The sequence below is a fragment of the Maribacter caenipelagi genome (assembly GCF_004364175.1).
Taxonomy (GTDB): domain Bacteria; phylum Bacteroidota; class Bacteroidia; order Flavobacteriales; family Flavobacteriaceae; genus Maribacter; species Maribacter caenipelagi.
In genome coordinates this window covers 684,552-702,041 of record NZ_SNZW01000011.1, presented here as the reverse complement: position 1 = coordinate 702,041, position 17,490 = coordinate 684,552, and the positions used below count along the sequence as shown (strand labels likewise).

The following is a 17,490-nucleotide window of genomic DNA, read 5'->3' as shown; positions in this document are numbered from 1 at the left end:
TATTTCATTGAAAGAACAAAAAGAACCCTTTTTGAACGCATCAGATTTTGGTAAAGATTTCACATGGGGCGTGTCGACTGCAGCATATCAAATTGAAGGCGGTCATGATGCAGACGGTAAAGGTCGATCCATCTGGGACGAGTTTACCGCTACACCGAAAATGATTCTCAACGGAGACAATGCAAACGTGTCTTGTGATTTTTACCATAGATATAAAGAGGATATTCTATTAATGAAATCCATGAATATTGACAATTACCGATTTTCAATCTCATGGCCAAGAATTTTACCCAATGGAACAGAATCTATAAATGAAGCGGGCATCCAATTTTACAATGATGTCATAAATTTTTGTTTGGAGCAAAAAATAACTCCTTGGGTCACTTTATACCATTGGGATCTACCACAAATTTTAGAAGAAAAAGGCGGATGGACCAATAGAGACATCATTGAATGGTTTTCCGAATTCACTCAAGTTTGCGCCAATGCTTTTGGCGACCGCGTAAAAAATTGGATGGTATTGAACGAACCCATGGTTTTTACCGGTGCCGGGTATTTTTTAGGTGTTCACGCACCTGGTAAAAAGAGGTTGAAGAGTTTTCTACCTGCTGCACACCACGCAGTGCTTTGCCAAGCAAAAGGCGCCAGAATACTTCGAACACTAGTGCCCGACGCACAAATTGGCACCACATTTTCATGTTCTCAAATTACGCCGTACAGACAAAATAAGCGAGATAGAAAAACTGCGATAATGGTAGATGCCTTACTTAATCGCCTATTTATAGAACCAGCTTTGGGCTTAGGTTACCCCACAAATGAGGCACCGATTCTAAAAAAATTAAAACCCTACATTCAACCAACCGACATGGAAGATTGTAAGTTCGATTTTGATTTCATCGGGATTCAAAATTATACCCGAGAAAAAGTGAAATACAGTGTTCTAGTACCCTACATAAGAGCAAAAATTGTAAAAGCAAGCAAAAGAAACGTAGCTACCACATTGATGGATTGGGAGGTGTACCCACCTAGCATTTACAATATGATCAAAAAATTCAGTGAGTATCATGAGATTAAAAAAATAATTATCACAGAAAATGGAGCTGCTTTTAAAGACACCATTGAGGGAGAGATTATAACCGATACAAACCGATTAAATTTTCTACAAGGTTATTTGGGTGAAGTTCTAAAAGCGAAGCAAGATGGTTTAAATATTCACGGTTATTTCGTGTGGACGTTTACCGATAACTTTGAATGGGCAGAAGGTTATTTCCCTAGATTCGGATTGGTACATATCAATTTCAAAACACTAAAAAGAACAATTAAAGAATCCGGAAAGTGGTTTTCTCAATTTTTATCTAACAAGAATTAAGCGCATAAAAAAGCCGATGCTCCCATCGGCTTAAGCTTTTATCCAAATAACATGCACACATCTTACACGCGCAACCCAAAGATAGTAGTCGCTTATTTGTTTCATGTTATGGCTATACTACCAAAGTGTTACATTATTGAAAAGCAGGCATTCCTGTAATATCGGCTCCTGTTATCAATAGATGAATATCATGAGTACCTTCATAAGTAATAACACTTTCTAAATTCATCATATGGCGCATAATACTATACTCGCCGGTAATACCCATACCACCTAATACCTGTCTTGCTTCACGAGCAATTTTAATAGCCATCTCAACATTGTTTCTTTTCGCCATAGAAATTTGAGCAGAAGTAGCTTTGCCTTGATTTTTCAATTGGCCCAATCTAAAAGCCAATAATTGCGCCTTGGTAATTTCGGTAATCATTTCTGCCAATTTCTTTTGCTGCAATTGTGTAGCTGCAATAGGCTTACCGAATTGTACACGTTCTTTTGCATATCTCAATGCCGTATCGTAGCAATCCATAGCCGCACCGATCGCACCCCATGAAATACCGAACCTAGCAGAATCTAAACAACCTAACGGAGCGCCTAAGCCTGATTTGTTTGGTAAAAGATTCTCCTTCGGAATTTTTACGTTATCAAAAATCAACTCTCCCGTTGCTGATGCTCTCAATGACCATTTGTTATGGGTTTCGGGCGTTGTGAAACCTTCCATACCGCGTTCAACGATTAAACCGTGAATACGACCTTCTTCATTCTTTGCCCATACAACGGCAATATCACAGAAAGGTGAATTTGAAATCCAAAGCTTAGCTCCGTTCAAAAGATAATGGTCACCCATATCTTTATATTTGGTTTCCATACCGCTAGGGTTAGAGCCATGGTTAGGCTCTGTCAAACCGAAAGACCCCATCCATTCACCAGACGCCAATTTTGGCAAGTATTTTTTTCGTTGCCCTTCTGTACCGTATGTAAATATCGGATACATCACCAAAGAAGATTGTACTGATGCAGTAGAACGAACGCCACTATCGCCTCTCTCAATTTCTTGCATGATGAGTCCATAACTAATCTGATCCAGACCTGCCCCACCATACTCTTCAGGAATATATGGCCCAAAAGCGCCTATTTCAGCAAGACCTTTTATAATCTGCTTCGGGAATTCTGCTTTTTGAGCATATTCTTCAATTATAGGAGATACATCTCGCTTCACCCATTGGCGTGCGGCATCGCGGACTAAAAGATGCTCTTCGGAAAGTAAATCATCTAAATTATAATAGTCTGGTGCTTCAAATAAATCTGGTCTCATAACAATGCTTTTATCAAAGATAAATAAAGAAATATAACATTATGCAAGACCAAAGTTACATTTTTAAATAAAACTCTTTAGTCAGATCCACATACTCAGCGGTATAGACATGCCTATCGGTTTCAATAATCAATTGTGAAGTCTTACATTCTTGCTCTAATCTAGAGAACGCTAATAAGACTCGTTTTATTTCTGCGGTAGGCTTCCCTTTTACATGAAGACATTCTTTAGGAAACAAACCTAAGTCTGCTGCCATATGCACAAACGAATCTTTTTCTTTAAAAGGAATAATTGTGGTAAACAGTCCGTTTTCGGTTAACAATTTCGAAACTCCCTCTAAAAGTTCGCTAAAAGGAAGAAACTCATTTTGTCGTGCCTGATCCCGCTGTTGATTACCTGAAGTAACCGTCTCAGAATAAAAAGGAGGGTTACAAACAATCAATTCATATTGATCTTCAATTTCATCAACAAACTCATCTAAACCCGCATGGTAGCAATACAATCTATCTCCCCAAGGCGATAATTCAAAATTTTCTACACATTGCTCATAAGCATCTGCATCTATTTCAATGGCATCTATTACTTCTGCAAAGCAACGTTGTGCCAACATTAAAGAAATTAAGCCTGTACCGGCACCAATATCAAGAATAGATTCTGGGTTATTATCTACAGAAGTCCAAGCGCCCAAAAGAACACCGTCCGTACCTATTTTCATGGCACAGCGATTTTGGTTCACACTGAATTGCTTAAATTTAAACGGCTCGTTCACAGTACAATTCTTAATCCGTTAAATCATTCAATATTCTACTTTTGGCATCTGATAGATAGCTTCTTCCAATAGTATATCTAATACCGCCAATTTCAACACTATTACCTTCAACAACACTAACTTTATCTACGGCAATTGTGTATGACCTATGAATTCTAATAAAATTATCGCCTGGCAGCTCATCTGTGAAACTACTTAACGTTCTATGTATGATATATTTGGCAGTTGGGGTAATTATTCTAATATAATCTTTAAGGCTTTCTATAACCATAATTTCCTCAAGATATATTTTCTGAAGTTTCTTTTTATCGACCTTCACAAAAATGGATGGTTTCTCATCTTTATCTGACGAACCGTTATCTGAACCTTTTTTTAAACAAATTACACGATCTACAGATTTAAAAAACCTCGGCAAAGAAATGGGCTTTACCAAATAATCTATCGCCTCAAGTTCAAAACTTTTCAATGCATGCTCTTCATGTGCCGTAGTCATAATAACAAACGGCTTTTTGTGTAGGGTACTCAAGAATTCCAATCCATCAAGAAAGGGCATATTAATGTCTAAGAACATAATATCGACTTGGTGATCTCTCAAAAAAGCCGAGGCATCTAAAGCATTTGAAAAAGTACCTTCTAATTGTAATTCCTTAACTCTCTCTATATAGTTTTTAAGCACATTTACTGCTAACGGTTCATCATCTACCACTATCACTTTCAAAATCATATCACCTTAAGCTTTAAAAAAACATTGAACATTTTATTTTCTTCGAATATCTGTAAATCATAATCGTTTTTACCATACCCTAACTCCAAACGCTTTTTCACATTTGAGAGTCCGATGCCACCTCTTTCCACAGGATAAACATACTCTTTATTAACGATAGGAATAGAATTGGACACTTTAAAATCCATAAAACCATCATCAACCTTAACGTCAATTATAATCTTCATTTCCCCTATGTTTTTACTTGCCCCATGTTTAAAGCAATTTTCAATAAGCGGAATTAATAACATGGGCGGTATCTTACAATTATTAAGATTGCCCGAAATATTCATATCTATTTTCAAAGAATTATCAAAACGAATACGTTCCAAATCTATGTAATTTCTAATACAATTTATTTCGCTGGTTAAATCTTGCCGCTGCTTTTTAGTAGCGTACAGTAAATAACGCATCAGCTCAGACAATTTTAAAATAACCTCTGGCGCCTGATCAGACTTTTCTAATGTTAAAGAGTATATATTATTTAGGGTATTAAAGAAAAAATGAGGTGAAACCTGAGAACGTAAAAAGCGCAGTTCGGTTTTCAATTGGCGCTTTTCTAAATCGTGTAGCTTACTACTTTCTCTAAGCCAATCGACAGTTAGTTTGATAGCCGTAAAAAATGATATTACATATACTTCACCGATCATGGTCTGCACTGCATAGCCAATGGTAAGTGAGTCTATAACTTCGTTCGCTTCGGGCATAACGTCTGTACTCACCAAATAATAGGTTAGGTTATATTTGAATAAGAGCATTATTACTAAAGCCAACATAATATAGACAGTAAACTGAAAGTACTTTTTTGTATAAATGAACTTTGGCATTAAATAGTAAGCATTCAAATACGCCAAAAACATGTGTATAGGAAAACCTATTAAATTGGTACGTAAAGAAAGAAGGAAATCATTGTGAATAAAGCTCCAACGAAAAGTATTGAAAACGAAGTAGACAAACCAAAATAAAACATGGTGCCAGAGTTTAATTTCGCTGGTTCCGAAGAATTTTGACCTACTTAAGAACTTTCTCAATTTTATATCCATAGGCTAAATTCACTTCTTTTATACACTTAATTAGACGTTGGGCATCAATTCTTCGTTGTACGGCTAAAAATATTCAGATTGATCAATATTTTAAAAATATTCAACGTGACTGTTTAGAATTGGCAAATTTTAATTGTTGCTAAATTACTTAAAAACAACAATAACATAATTTCATTTTAAAATGAGATTAATAGCCAATTCGTAACGTCTTGTAATATTATAAATACCAAAAGAGTAGAACAAATTAAAGTAAAAGGATTGACTTACCTAATATCCTTCAACTCTAAGTGTTGCATTAACTGGTATAGCGTATGTTAGTGAAAAATTAATTACCACACTGAAAATAAGGTTATGGCAATCATCAATAAAAAGTCACTAAAGTCAAAAAAAGCAGTTGCCCTACTATTATTTTTTCTATACCTAGGTGCCATATCAATGGCGGCACAAATAAAGCCACGAACCTACGTAGCTGAAAATACCACAGAAATCATCAATATCGATGGTAAAATGGATGAGGTTTCATGGAGTAAAACGTCTTGGTCTAGCAACTTCGTAGATATTGAAGGTATTATAAAGCCAACGTATGAAACAAAGTTCAAAATGCTTTGGGATGACACAAACATCTATTTTTTTGCTGAATTAAAAGAGCCTCATGTTTGGGCTACTTTAAAACAAAAAGACACAATTATATTCTATGATAATGATTTTGAAATCTTCTTAGACCCAGATGGCGACACACACAACTACTATGAGCTTGAAATGAACGCTCTAAATACTATTTGGGATCTATATTTATCAAAACCGTACAGAAATAACGGATATGTTATGGATGGATGGGATTTTAAAGGAATACAAAGCGCAGTACAAGTGAATGGCACACTGAATAATTCTACCGATATCGATGAAGGCTGGACTATTGAAATTGCCATACCATGGTCTTTCACCACTACACCTGGCGGAACTACACGAGTACCCGAAAATGAATCTTGGAGAATTAATTTTTCTAGGGTGAATTGGGATTTCGATTTAGAAAACGGTCGATATACAAGAAAGAAGGATGCAGTAGGAAATTTTCTCCCAGAATACAATTGGGTTTGGTCTCCACAAGGGGTAATTAATATGCACGAGCCAGAACATTGGGGCTATGTATACTTTAGCAAAGATAATTCCACAGAATTTACCATTTCTGAAGACGAATATATAAAATGGTATATGTACGAATTGTACAGAAATATTAAGAACAATAATGAACAGGGGTGGGACCTTAAGGACGGGAAATTTCAAAGAGAAGTGCAAATAACAAAGGACAAACCGGTTATTGCATTGTTAGAAAAGAACAATTTTGGCTTCGCCATTTGGGTGAAAAGTCCTTTCACAAATAATAAATTAGTTATACATACCGACGGAAAATTTGAAACTTACCATGATAAAACCGACTAAACTATTACCTTTTCTAGCCCTATTTATCTTCGCACTAAACATTTCATGTGAAACCAAAAAAGAAGCAACAACTACAACTAACAAAGAAAACTCTAAAATAGAAAAGGAGTCTTTCAAACTTTGGACGTGGATTACTGCTGAAAAAACAAGAACAGATGTCTCTTTCGATGAAGAGTTTAAAAAATATAGCGACAACGGATTAAACGCTATACTAATCAATACCTATGGCGACCCCGAATTACTAGCCAGATTAGTACCTATTGCTAAAAAATATAGCCTAGAAGTACATGCTTGGATGTTTACTATGAACCGCCCAGGTGACAAAGTTGCAGAACAGCACCCAGAGTGGTATGCTGTAAGTAGGGATGGAAAATCGTGTTATGACGAACCACCTTATGTAGGTTATTACAAGTGGCTTTGCCCAACTAGAAAAGAATCTCGAGAACACATTCTAGGTTTAATTGAAGGTTTGGCAAAAGTTGAGGGGGTGGCTAGTTTTCATTTAGATTATATACGATACTCAGACATCTTTCTTCCTATTGGGCTACTTCCAAAATATGACTTAAAGCAAGAAACAGAATTGCCAGAATATGACTTCTGCTATTGCGATGTTTGTACATCAGAATTTGAAGAAGAACATCATAAAAATCCGAATGACTTTAATAACCCCGCTATTGACATGGAGTGGAAAAATTTCAGATTAAACAAGGTTAAGGCAATTGTGGACGAAGCCTATAAAATTACCCACGAAAACGGCAAACTATTGACCGCAGCAGTATTTCCTTATCCAGAAATGGCAGACCATATGGTACGTCAAAGATGGGATAAATGGAAGGTGGATGCCGTTTTACCAATGATTTATAATGTCTTCTATAACGAAGAAATAGACTGGATCGGGTATGCAACCAAGCAAGGCGTTGAAGATTTAAAAGGAAAAAATACAGAATTACATACGGGTATTTATGTACCAGAAATGCCCCCTGAGCAGTTGAAAGAAGCTATTTATCAAGCAAGAAGTAATGGTGCAAATGGAGTCTCATTCTTTGACGGACCCGCCATAACAGAAGAACAATGGGAGATAATTAGGTCTTCTCAAAAACCATAATCATTATTTCATTTCTAAAATTTTACTTTTTGTTGACACGTTGTTAAGCTTTTCACAATAGTTATTTGTCGAAATTTTTCATCATTCAACAGATTATGGCCCACCTTAAGCTGATAATAAATACAACTAACATAACTCAATCATTTATGAACAAAAAATTCTTAAGTTTTTTGACCATTACATTACTGCTTTTTTTTCAAGGAGTAACAGGTCAAGATAAAAACGTATCCGGTGTTGTCACTGATGATACAGGATCACCTTTGCCGGGTGTTAACGTAGTTGAAAAAGGCACATCGAACGGAACTTCAACTGATTTTGATGGCAATTACGTTATTAACGTTGATACCAATGCAACTTTAGTATTCTCTTCTTTAGGGTACAAGACTAAAGAGGTTGGTGTTAATGGTAGATCTACAATTAACACCTCTATTGCTGAAGATGCGAGCGAATTAGATGAAGTAGTGGTAACTGCATTAGGTATTCGTAAAGAAACCAAAGCTTTAGGTTATTCTTTAACTGAAGTTGATGCTGAAGAAATTTCTACCATTAAAACACCGAATGCGATTAACTCTTTACAGGGTAAGATTGCCGGTGTAAACATTTCTCAAAATGCAACAGGTGCTGCTGGTTCTAGTAGAGTTGTTATTAGAGGTGCAAGTTCATTATCTGGTAATAACCAACCACTTTACGTAGTAGATGGTATTCCTATCGGTAATGGAAATAATGGTTCTGCCAGTTTATGGGGTGGTTCTGATGGTGGCGATGGTATTTCTAGTTTAAATCCAGATGACATCGAATCTATATCAGTACTTAAAGGTGGTGCGGCATCTGCGTTATACGGTTCTCGTGCAGCAGGTGGTGTAATTATCGTAACCACTAAATCTGGTAAAGGACAAGAAGGATTTGGAGTAGAATTTAGTAGTTCGGTAACTTTTGATAAAGTAAATACTGATCTACAAGATTTTCAAACTGAATACGGTCAAGGTGTACGAGGCGTAAGACCAGGTTCTCAACAAGCTGCTTTTGAAGCAGGTACTTCATCATGGGGCGAGGCTTACGATGGCCTTAGTTCTCCACAATATGACGGTGTATCTAGACCATACTCATACACAGGTAATAATGTTGATAAATTTTATAGATCAGGTACTACATTCATTAACACAGTAGCAATAACAAATGCCTCTGAAAACATGACCTATAGACTTTCGGCATCAGATTTAACAAACGAAGATGTATTGCCTAATGCAGGTTTAAATAGAAAATCGTTCTCTTTAAATGCAAGTGCAATTTTGGGTGAAAAACTGACAAGCAATGTTAATGCCAAATACATTATAGAAAAAGTACAAAATAGACCTAGACTTTCAGATTCACCAGGTAATGCGAACTTTTCAGTTGCCTTATTACCAGGCAATATCGATGTAACAACATTACAACCATCAACAAATCCTGATGGAAGTGAAAGAGGTTTTTCAAACAATACGTTTTCTACGAATCCGTATTTTGCAGCTTATAATTTCAATAATGAAGATGTAAGAAATAGAATAATAGCATCTACATCTCTACGTTATGATATTTTAGATTGGTTATCCTTAACCGGTAGAGTTGGTATTGATAATGATATTATCAGAAGAACATCTGTAGAACCATTTGGTACTGCATACAAACCATTAGGTGGTATTAACGATGAAGAAAGACGTTATAATCAAGTAGATGCAGATCTTATCTTAGCTGCAGAAAAAGATATTACAGACAAATTTGCCATTTCAGCGTTAGTGGGAGCGAACAACAACCACGTTAAATCTGAAAATTTATTTTTAGGCGGTAATGACTTTATTGTTCCTGGACTAGAGGATATAGGCAACACTGTTAGCCAATCTAGAAGTAGAGAATATTCTGAAAGAAAAATTGGATCCGTATATGGATCACTAGAACTGTCTTACGACCGTTGGGCATATGTTACCTTTACTGGTAGAAATGACTGGTTCTCTACATTATCATTCCCAGGTAAAACTACTCCTAACGATGATTTCTACCCTTCAGTTAATGGTAGTTTAATTCTATCGGATGCTTTTAACATGCCTTCTTTCGTTAGCTTCTTAAAATTAAGAGGTGGTTATTCAGAAGTTGCGGGTGGTGCTCAAGACCCTTATTCTCTTGCTTTAACTTATGAAATATTTGGAAACCCTATTCAAGGTCAACCATTAGGAAGAATTTCAGGTAGTACAGTACCAAATGCTAGTCTTGTTGCCTTCAGCAAAAACGAAACTGAAATTGGTTTAGATATGAGATTGTTCAACAACAGACTTTCATTAGATTTCGCTTATTATAATAATGAAACTACCAATGATATTGTCAATGTTGCAACATCTGAATACTCAGGTTTTTCTGGTGCTAGTGCTAATTTAGGTAAGGTTTCGAATAAAGGTGTTGAATTTCTTGTAAGCGGCTCTCCAATCCAAACAAAAGATTTCACGTGGAATACTACAGTAAACGGTGCTTATAACGAAGGTTTGGTTGTTGCTACTGATGATGTTGATTCTGATGTTAATTTAGATGAACCTAGAACTCAAAACGTTAGAATTACTCATATAGTTGGTGAAACTTACGGTACCATTGTCGGTGTATCTTACGAAAGAGATGAAAACGGCACTATCGTTTATGAAATAGACGGTGATGGTGTACCAAGAGCAGTAGAAGGTGAGCGTAAAATTTTAGGTGAGGGTGTACCACCATTAACTGTAGGTTTTACAAACTCATTTAGATATAAAAATTTCAATCTAAACTTCTTAATAGACGGTAAATTTGGCGGCCAAATCTTTTCTGGTACCAATACTATCCTTTATGGAACAGGTTTACATAAAAACACCTTAGAAGGGCGTGAAAACGGTTTATCTGTTTCGGGCATCGATGTTGCAACCGGGCAACCTTTTACAACAACAGTGGCACCAGAAGATTTAGAAACATACTATGGCGAAATAAATGACATCGCAGAAGAGTTCGTTGAAGATTCTGATTATATTAAATTCAGACAAATGAGTATCGGGTATTCATTACCAAAAAAATCTTTAGACAATGTATTCTTAACCGACGTTAATGTATCCCTTATTGCTTCTAACCTATTTTACATTAAAAGAAGTGTAGATAATATCGATCCTGAAAGTGCATATACCGCTGGCAACTCGCAAGGTTTAGAGTATTTCGGGGTTCCTTCAGCTAGAAGCTATGGTCTAACTATCAATGTAAAGTTTTAAAAGAGAACTATGAAAAAATCAATATTTATACTAATGTTCGCACTACTTTTTGTTGGTGCATGTGACGATGGTTTCGAGGAATTGAACGTCAACCCTACAAAACCTAGTCAGGTTGCAGCTAGTAACAAACTAACTGCCATTATAAAATTTATTTCTAGCGAACGATATGACAATTGGAGAGCTGGTATGATTTACCAATCTACAATGATGCAGCATATTTCTACCACTGCCGGGTATTGGAGTGGAGATAAATATACTTGGAACAGAGGCTATGCCTCTTCTTTACTAGATCGTTACTATGGTAATGCCATAAAATCTATTGAAGATTTACAGTTTCAACTAGAGGAAGAAAATGCTCCTGATGAAATGAAGGCTATTGTTAGAATATTACGTGTTTTTGCATATTCCAGACTTACCGATCTTTATGGTGATGTACCTTATAGCGAGGCTGGTAAAGCAGTACTAGAGGGTATTTTTCTTCCTAAATATGATGCGCAAAGCGAAATATATCCAGATTTATTAAAAGAATTAGAGGAATCAGCTGCTGCTTTAGGTACTGGAATTTCAGAATTCGGATCTGCAGATGTAGTTTACGGAGGTGATCAAGCTAAATGGAAAAAATTGGCAAATTCATTGATGCTACGTTTAGGACTTAGATTGATAAAAGTTGACCCTACAGCATCTCAAGCATGGGCAACAAAAGCTATTGCTGGTGGAGTAATGACTTCGAATGAAGATATTTTCTATTTACAACATGATGCCGACAACAAAAATGGGATAGGAGAAGTGTTTACAGCAGACGGTAATCCAAGAATGAGTAAGACTTTTATTGATTTCTTACAAGCTGGTAACGATCCAAGATTGCCAATTTTAGCGGCAAGACGAAGTGATGGAAGTACTGCTTCCGCAGATTTAATAGGTTTCCCAAATGGTTTGGACTCACCAATGTTATTGGAAATGACCGGGGAAGACAATACAGATGCATATGCAGAACCTAATAGAAGTATAATAACAGGAGAAACTTCTCCAATGATTTTTCAAACATATGCTGAAGTAGAGTTTATGTTGGCAGAGTCGAATGTACGTTGGGGTCTTGCCGGCGATGCTGCTACACACTACAACAATGGTGTAACAGCCGCTATGAAACATTTATCTCTTTATGGAGAAAATGCAGTTATAGCTGATGAAGATATTACCGATTATTTAACTGCGAACCCATTTGATACTGCAAATGCAATAGAGCAAATAAATACACAATATTGGGCAGCAACATTCTTAAATGAATATGAAACATTTTCAAACTGGAGAAGGTCAGGTTTTCCTGTTCTTACGCCTGTAAACTACCCTGGTAATGTTACAAACGGAACTATTCCTAGAAGACTTACATATTCAGAAAGCGAACAAAGTACTAACCCTGATAATTATGCAGCTGCAGTAGCGGCTCAAGGACCAGATGTTCTTACCACTAGAGTTTGGTGGGATGTCGAATAATAACAATTACGTTAGGTTTTTGAGTGAAACCTCTCATAATAGTTTTGAGTTAATTTTTTATTGAGTTTGAAAAGGAGGGGAAACTCTCCTTTTTTTGTATAAAATAGTATCTTGTAATCATGAAAATCAGGCATTTATTATACTTCTTTTCCTTATTAATTTTATGTTGTGAAAATGCTCCGGAAGAGACCAAGGTAACGTCAAAATTATTTACACTTCTCCCTTCAAATGAAACGGGAGTCAATTTCAATAACATCATTAAAGATGATAAGGACAAAAACATATTTGCCTACGCAAACTTTTATGGTGGCGCAGGTGTGGGTATTGGTGATTTTAATAATGATGGGCTACAAGATATTTTCTTTGCTGGTAATATGGTACCAGATAAGTTGTACATCAACAAAGGTGATTTAAACTTTGAAGATGTTACGGAAAAAGCAGGTATTAAAAATTTTAATGGATGTTCAACCGGCGTAACCATAGCCGACATCAATAATGACGGACACCAAGATATTTACGTAAGCAGAGAACTGTATGATGAAAACCCAGCATGGCGAAGAAATCTATTATATCTTAACCAAGGTGATGGTACTTTCAAAGAAAAAGCAGAAGAATTTCTAATTGCAAATACAGAAAGAACAAGACATGCTACATTTTTAGATTATGATAAAGATGGGCTACTAGATTTATTTCTTTTAACACAACCACCAAATCCGGGTAGTTTATCTAAATATCATAATGCAGATAATCTTCTTATACCCAAGTATTCTTTAAAATTGTATAAAAATAACGGAGATACTTTTCAAGATGTTTCTAAAACCGCTGGCATTAACAAAACCGGATTCCCAAATGCGGTCTCAGCAAGTGATATAAATAATGACGGATGGACAGACCTTTATATTGCCAATGATTTTTACGCTCCAGATTTCTTATTTCTAAACAATCAAGATGGTACATTTTCGAGCATTGAAAAAAGTGCGCTAAAACAAACCTCATATTACAGTATGGGTGTTGATGTTGCCGATATAAACAATGATCAAAACTTAGACATATTTGTGTTAGACATGGTTTCTGAAGACAATTTTAGACTAAAATCGAACATGAGCGGAATGAACATCAATTCTTTCTGGAAAGTGGTCGAAGATGGTGGCGGTTATCAATACATGTATAACACAGTACAATTGAACAATGGTAATGAAACCTTTAGCAACATTGCCCAATTTACAGGTATGGCGGCTACCGATTGGAGCTGGTCTAACCTTATTGCCGATTTTGACAATGACGGACTAAAAGACACCTATATCACGAACGGATTACTTAGAGATATTAGGAATACCGATGCCGATAAAAACGTTGCGAACTACATAAATACGACAAGAGCAAACTGGCTTCAAAAAAATCCGAAAGCACAAAACATCAAAAGTATTTGGGATGTGGTCGATCTTGAAAAAGCAGTAAGCATGGTTCCCTCGCAACCGCTAAAAAACTATGCCTATAAAAACCAAGGAGACTTAGTATTTGAAAACATTTCTAATGAATGGGGCTTAGATGATGAATCTTTTTCTAACGGTTCTGCTTACGCTGATTTTGATAATGATGGCGATCTAGACTTAGTTACCAACAACATCAATAATGAAGCTTTTATATATCGAAACAATTCAGAAACACATTTAGATAAGAACTTTCTAAGAATTAAATTAAAAGACGAGACCAACAAACCTATTTTTGGATCTAGGGTAAATATATACACTGAAAAAGGCATTCAGACATTAGAAGCTACCAATGTACGAGGCATTTATTCCACAAGTGAATCTACCCTTCATTTTGGTCTGCATTCTTTAACTAAAGTAGATAGTCTAAGCATTCTTTGGGCTAATGGCAATACCACTGTTCAAAGAAATATAAAAGCCAATCAGTTTTTAGAAATTTCTTCCAATGATTCGGAATTTACTACGATTAAAACCGAAAATTCTAAATCGTATCTCTTTACAGATAGAACAACAACTTTCCCTGCTCAATTTAAACATCAAGAAAACAACTTTGATGATTTTGAAAAGCAAGTCTTGCTCCCACATAAACTATCGCAATTCGGTCCGGCATTAACCACTGGCGATACTAATAACGATGGTTTAGATGATTTTTATTTAGGTGGTGCAGCAGAACAAGCTCCTATTCTTTTTGTTCAACAAAAAGATGGTGACTTTAAAGAAAGTCAGACTGCCTTCTGGCAAAAAGAAGCAGGCTATGAAGATGTAGATGCCCTTTTTGTTGATATCAACAAAGACGGATATAAAGATTTATATGTTGTAAGTGGCGGTAATGAATACCCGAAAAATGATTTCCATTATACCGACCGAATCTATTTAAATGAAGGTAATGGAACGTTCAAAAAAGGAGCAATACTTAATGCCGATAGAATTAGTGGATCAGTTGTAAAATCATCCGATTATGATGGAGACGGAGATATCGATTTATTTATTGGCGGAAGACATACGCCACAACAATATCCAAATCCGCCTTCGAGTATGCTGCTTACTAATGATAACGGACAATTATCAAACAATACCAAATCATTATCTCCACAATTATTAGATATTGGAATGGTTTCAGATGCCATTTGGAGTGATTATGATGGCGATCAAGATTTAGATTTAATTGTAGTTGGCGAATGGATGCCGATAACCGTTTTTCAAAATAACAATGGAAAACTCACCAAAATAGATGTTGAAAATTTCAAGGCAACAAACGGTTGGTGGTTTAGCATAGAACAAGGCGATTTTGATAATGATGGCGATATGGATTACATCGTGGGTAATTTAGGCTTGAACTACAAATACAAAACGAGCACAGACAAACCTTTTGACGTCTATTATAATGATTTTGATGCAAACGGTAATAACGATATCGTTCTTGGGTATTACAATAAAGAAAAACATTATCCACTACGAGGGTTTTCATGTTCTTCGGAACAAATACCTGACCTAAAGAAAAAAATTGTTAAGTACGATGCTTTTGCCTCTATGGAACTGAAAGATGTTTACGGTGAAGAAAAATTGAAGAACTCGCTCCACTACTTTACCGATACTTTTGCATCGGTTTATATTGAAAATAAAGGAAACGGTCAATTTGTAATCACCAACCTGCCCAATTTAGCACAGTTTTCTAACCTCAACGATATGCTTATTAGGGATTTTAACGGTGATGGAGCTCTAGATGTTTTAGCTATCGGCAATCTATTTGTTTCAGAAATAGAAACCCCGAGAAACGACGCAGGAACAGGTATTCTTTTACTCGGTAATGGAAAAGGTGCTTTTACGACCCAGAGAGGATCTGAAATAGGATTCTTCGCTAATAAAGATGCCAAAAAGCTAGTATCAATAAACAATGGTCAAAAAGAGTACTTTTTAGTAGGCAACAATAATGATGTTCTGCAATTTTTCGAACTACAGAAGTAGTTTTTACGAAAGATACAAATCTACAAGTCCTTCGGGAGTAGTAACTAAAATACTTTTGTTCTCACGATCTATTTTAGTAATGATATCATCGCTTACAGGTATAAGCAGTTGCTTATCTTCCTTTTCGACTTCGAACAAGGCTTGCGCCGTTGTATCGTTTACACTTTGTACGATACCGATATCACCATGAACGGAGTCTATCATGGTAAAGCCAATAATTTCGTGGTAATAAAACTTGTTGCCCGTAAGTTTAGGCAACATGGTTAGTGGTAAATAAAGTCCAGATTTCATAATGCGGTCGGCATCAGATTCTGATTTCACCTCTTCAAAATCTATACGAAGTAAGTTCGATTTATGAAGTCGGCATCTTTTAATAAAAAATGGAACCAGATTGTTTCCTAAAGAAACGAATACTGATTCCATGTTTTCGTATATCTCGGGATCATCGGTATCTAGTTTTACTAGTACCTCACCTTTGAAACTATATTTTGAAACGATATTACCTAGGTAGAAACAATCTTCCTTTCGCATCGTCTCTTAAAAATTATGCTTTATCTTCTTCAGTAGCAGGAGCTTCTGGAGTTTCAACAGCTTGTTCTGGCTCGCCAGCAGCTTCAACAGCTTCTACTTCTGCTTCAGCGTTTTCACCTTCAGCAACTTCTGGTAAAGCAGCAGCGGCAGCATCAGCAGCACGCTTATCGTTCACTTCTTTTTCTGCTTTAAGTGCAGCAGCTCTAGCATCGGCCTTAACCTTATCTATACCACCAACTTTATCAGCAATAGCTTGTTCTTTTTCAGAAACCCAAGTATTGAATTTTTCTTCAGCTTGCTCTTCAGTTAATGCACCTTTACGAACACCACCTAATAAGTGATGCTTTAAAAGAACACCTCTATAAGAAAGAATAGCTTTAGCTGTATCTGTAGGTTGTGCACCGTTTTGTAACCATTTTACTGAACTATCAACATCAAGTTCAATAGTTGCAGGGTTTGTGTTAGGATTGTAGATACCTAATTTCTCTAAAAATTTACCATCTCTTTTAGCTCTTGCATCTGCAGCAACTACCCAATAGAATGGTTTTCCTTTTTTACCGTGTCTTTGTAATCTAATTTTTACTGGCATATCACATTAATTTGTAGGGTGCCCGACCCTTGATTATTAATTCTAGTTTTTTTAACTCGTTCACCATCAGTAAGCAAAGCTAATCTGAAAGCGGGTGCAAATATAATTTAAAATGCTGAATTGACAACAATGAATTCAAGTTATTTCAATTGGCTTTTTCAAAAATGCAAAACACAAGATTCAAAAATACAACTATCTAACAGTAACAACCATTTATACTAGCCTTCCGATTATAAATAAGTAAGCACAATTCTAACTATAATATTCATTTATCACACATAAAAAGCACTCGTTAATAACTCTTAGCAACTCTACTTTTTCGAACACCTCCTTTTTTGTAATTTTATAAGCACTTTTTAGGTCATGTAACTG

At 36.0% G+C, this 17,490-nt stretch carries 12 protein-coding genes; 6 read left to right on the top strand and 6 right to left on the bottom strand.

What is annotated here, in order from left to right; all coding sequences use genetic code 11:
• Nucleotides 1–7 precede the first annotated feature (7 nt).
• Nucleotides 8–1,369 carry a GH1 family beta-glucosidase gene (locus tag DFQ03_RS03850; protein WP_133671685.1) on the top strand — a complete coding sequence of 454 codons (1,362 nt, stop codon included), beginning with the start codon at nucleotides 8–10 and terminating at the stop codon, nucleotides 1,367–1,369.
• A gap of 133 nt (nucleotides 1,370–1,502) precedes the next feature.
• On the opposite strand, the gene DFQ03_RS03845 is transcribed toward DFQ03_RS03850, so the two are convergent.
• The 4 genes from DFQ03_RS03845 to DFQ03_RS03830 all read right to left on the bottom strand — a co-directional run bounded on the left by DFQ03_RS03845 (nucleotide 1,503) and on the right by DFQ03_RS03830 (nucleotide 5,256).
• Nucleotides 1,503–2,681: an acyl-CoA dehydrogenase family protein gene (locus DFQ03_RS03845; protein WP_133671684.1), complete on the bottom strand. Its 1,179-nt coding sequence runs from the start codon at nucleotides 2,679–2,681 to the stop codon at nucleotides 1,503–1,505.
• 55 nt (nucleotides 2,682–2,736) lie between these two features.
• A complete protein-coding gene (locus DFQ03_RS03840; protein ID WP_243834411.1) occupies nucleotides 2,737–3,396 on the bottom strand; it encodes a tRNA1(Val) (adenine(37)-N6)-methyltransferase in 660 nt (219 codons plus the stop codon).
• A 64-nt stretch (nucleotides 3,397–3,460) separates the two neighbouring features.
• Nucleotides 3,461–4,174, bottom strand: a complete 714-nt coding sequence (locus DFQ03_RS03835) for a LytR/AlgR family response regulator transcription factor (protein ID WP_133671682.1) — start codon at nucleotides 4,172–4,174, stop codon at nucleotides 3,461–3,463.
• Nucleotides 4,171–5,256 (bottom strand): sensor histidine kinase, encoded by a 1,086-nt coding sequence (locus DFQ03_RS03830; RefSeq protein ID WP_133671681.1) that lies wholly within the window; start codon nucleotides 5,254–5,256, stop codon nucleotides 4,171–4,173. The genes DFQ03_RS03835 and DFQ03_RS03830 overlap by 4 nt, the downstream gene beginning before the upstream one ends.
• A gap of 351 nt (nucleotides 5,257–5,607) precedes the next feature.
• Here DFQ03_RS03830 and DFQ03_RS03825 point away from each other — a divergent pair, with 351 nt between their 5' ends.
• The 5 genes from DFQ03_RS03825 (at nucleotide 5,608) to DFQ03_RS03805 (ending at nucleotide 15,998) form a co-directional block, all read left to right on the top strand.
• Entirely contained in the window at nucleotides 5,608–6,696 is a 1,089-nt protein-coding gene (locus tag DFQ03_RS03825) for a carbohydrate-binding family 9-like protein (RefSeq protein WP_133671680.1), read from the top strand.
• The gene (locus DFQ03_RS03820; RefSeq protein ID WP_133671679.1) at nucleotides 6,680–7,801 is read left to right on the top strand and encodes a family 10 glycosylhydrolase; all 1,122 of its coding nucleotides are present in this window, start codon (nucleotides 6,680–6,682) and stop codon (nucleotides 7,799–7,801) included. Before DFQ03_RS03825 ends, DFQ03_RS03820 begins: the two co-directional genes overlap by 17 nt.
• 146 nt (nucleotides 7,802–7,947) lie before the next feature.
• Entirely contained in the window at nucleotides 7,948–11,052 is a 3,105-nt protein-coding gene (locus DFQ03_RS03815) for a SusC/RagA family TonB-linked outer membrane protein (protein ID WP_133671678.1), read from the top strand.
• Between the two features lie 9 nt (nucleotides 11,053–11,061).
• Nucleotides 11,062–12,543, top strand: a complete 1,482-nt coding sequence (locus DFQ03_RS03810; RefSeq protein ID WP_133671677.1) for a SusD/RagB family nutrient-binding outer membrane lipoprotein — start codon at nucleotides 11,062–11,064, stop codon at nucleotides 12,541–12,543.
• A gap of 119 nt (nucleotides 12,544–12,662) precedes the next feature.
• The gene (locus DFQ03_RS03805; protein ID WP_133671676.1) at nucleotides 12,663–15,998 is read left to right on the top strand and encodes a VCBS repeat-containing protein; all 3,336 of its coding nucleotides are present in this window, start codon (nucleotides 12,663–12,665) and stop codon (nucleotides 15,996–15,998) included.
• 3 nt (nucleotides 15,999–16,001) lie between these two features.
• Here DFQ03_RS03805 and rimM read toward each other — a convergent pair whose 3' ends face one another.
• Both rimM and DFQ03_RS03795 read right to left on the bottom strand, forming a co-directional pair.
• The gene (gene rimM / locus DFQ03_RS03800; protein WP_133671675.1) at nucleotides 16,002–16,529 is read right to left on the bottom strand and encodes a ribosome maturation factor RimM; all 528 of its coding nucleotides are present in this window, start codon (nucleotides 16,527–16,529) and stop codon (nucleotides 16,002–16,004) included.
• 13 nt (nucleotides 16,530–16,542) lie between these two features.
• The gene (locus DFQ03_RS03795) at nucleotides 16,543–17,118 is read right to left on the bottom strand and encodes a 30S ribosomal protein S16 (RefSeq protein WP_133671674.1); all 576 of its coding nucleotides are present in this window, start codon (nucleotides 17,116–17,118) and stop codon (nucleotides 16,543–16,545) included.
• Nucleotides 17,119–17,490 lie beyond the last annotated feature (372 nt).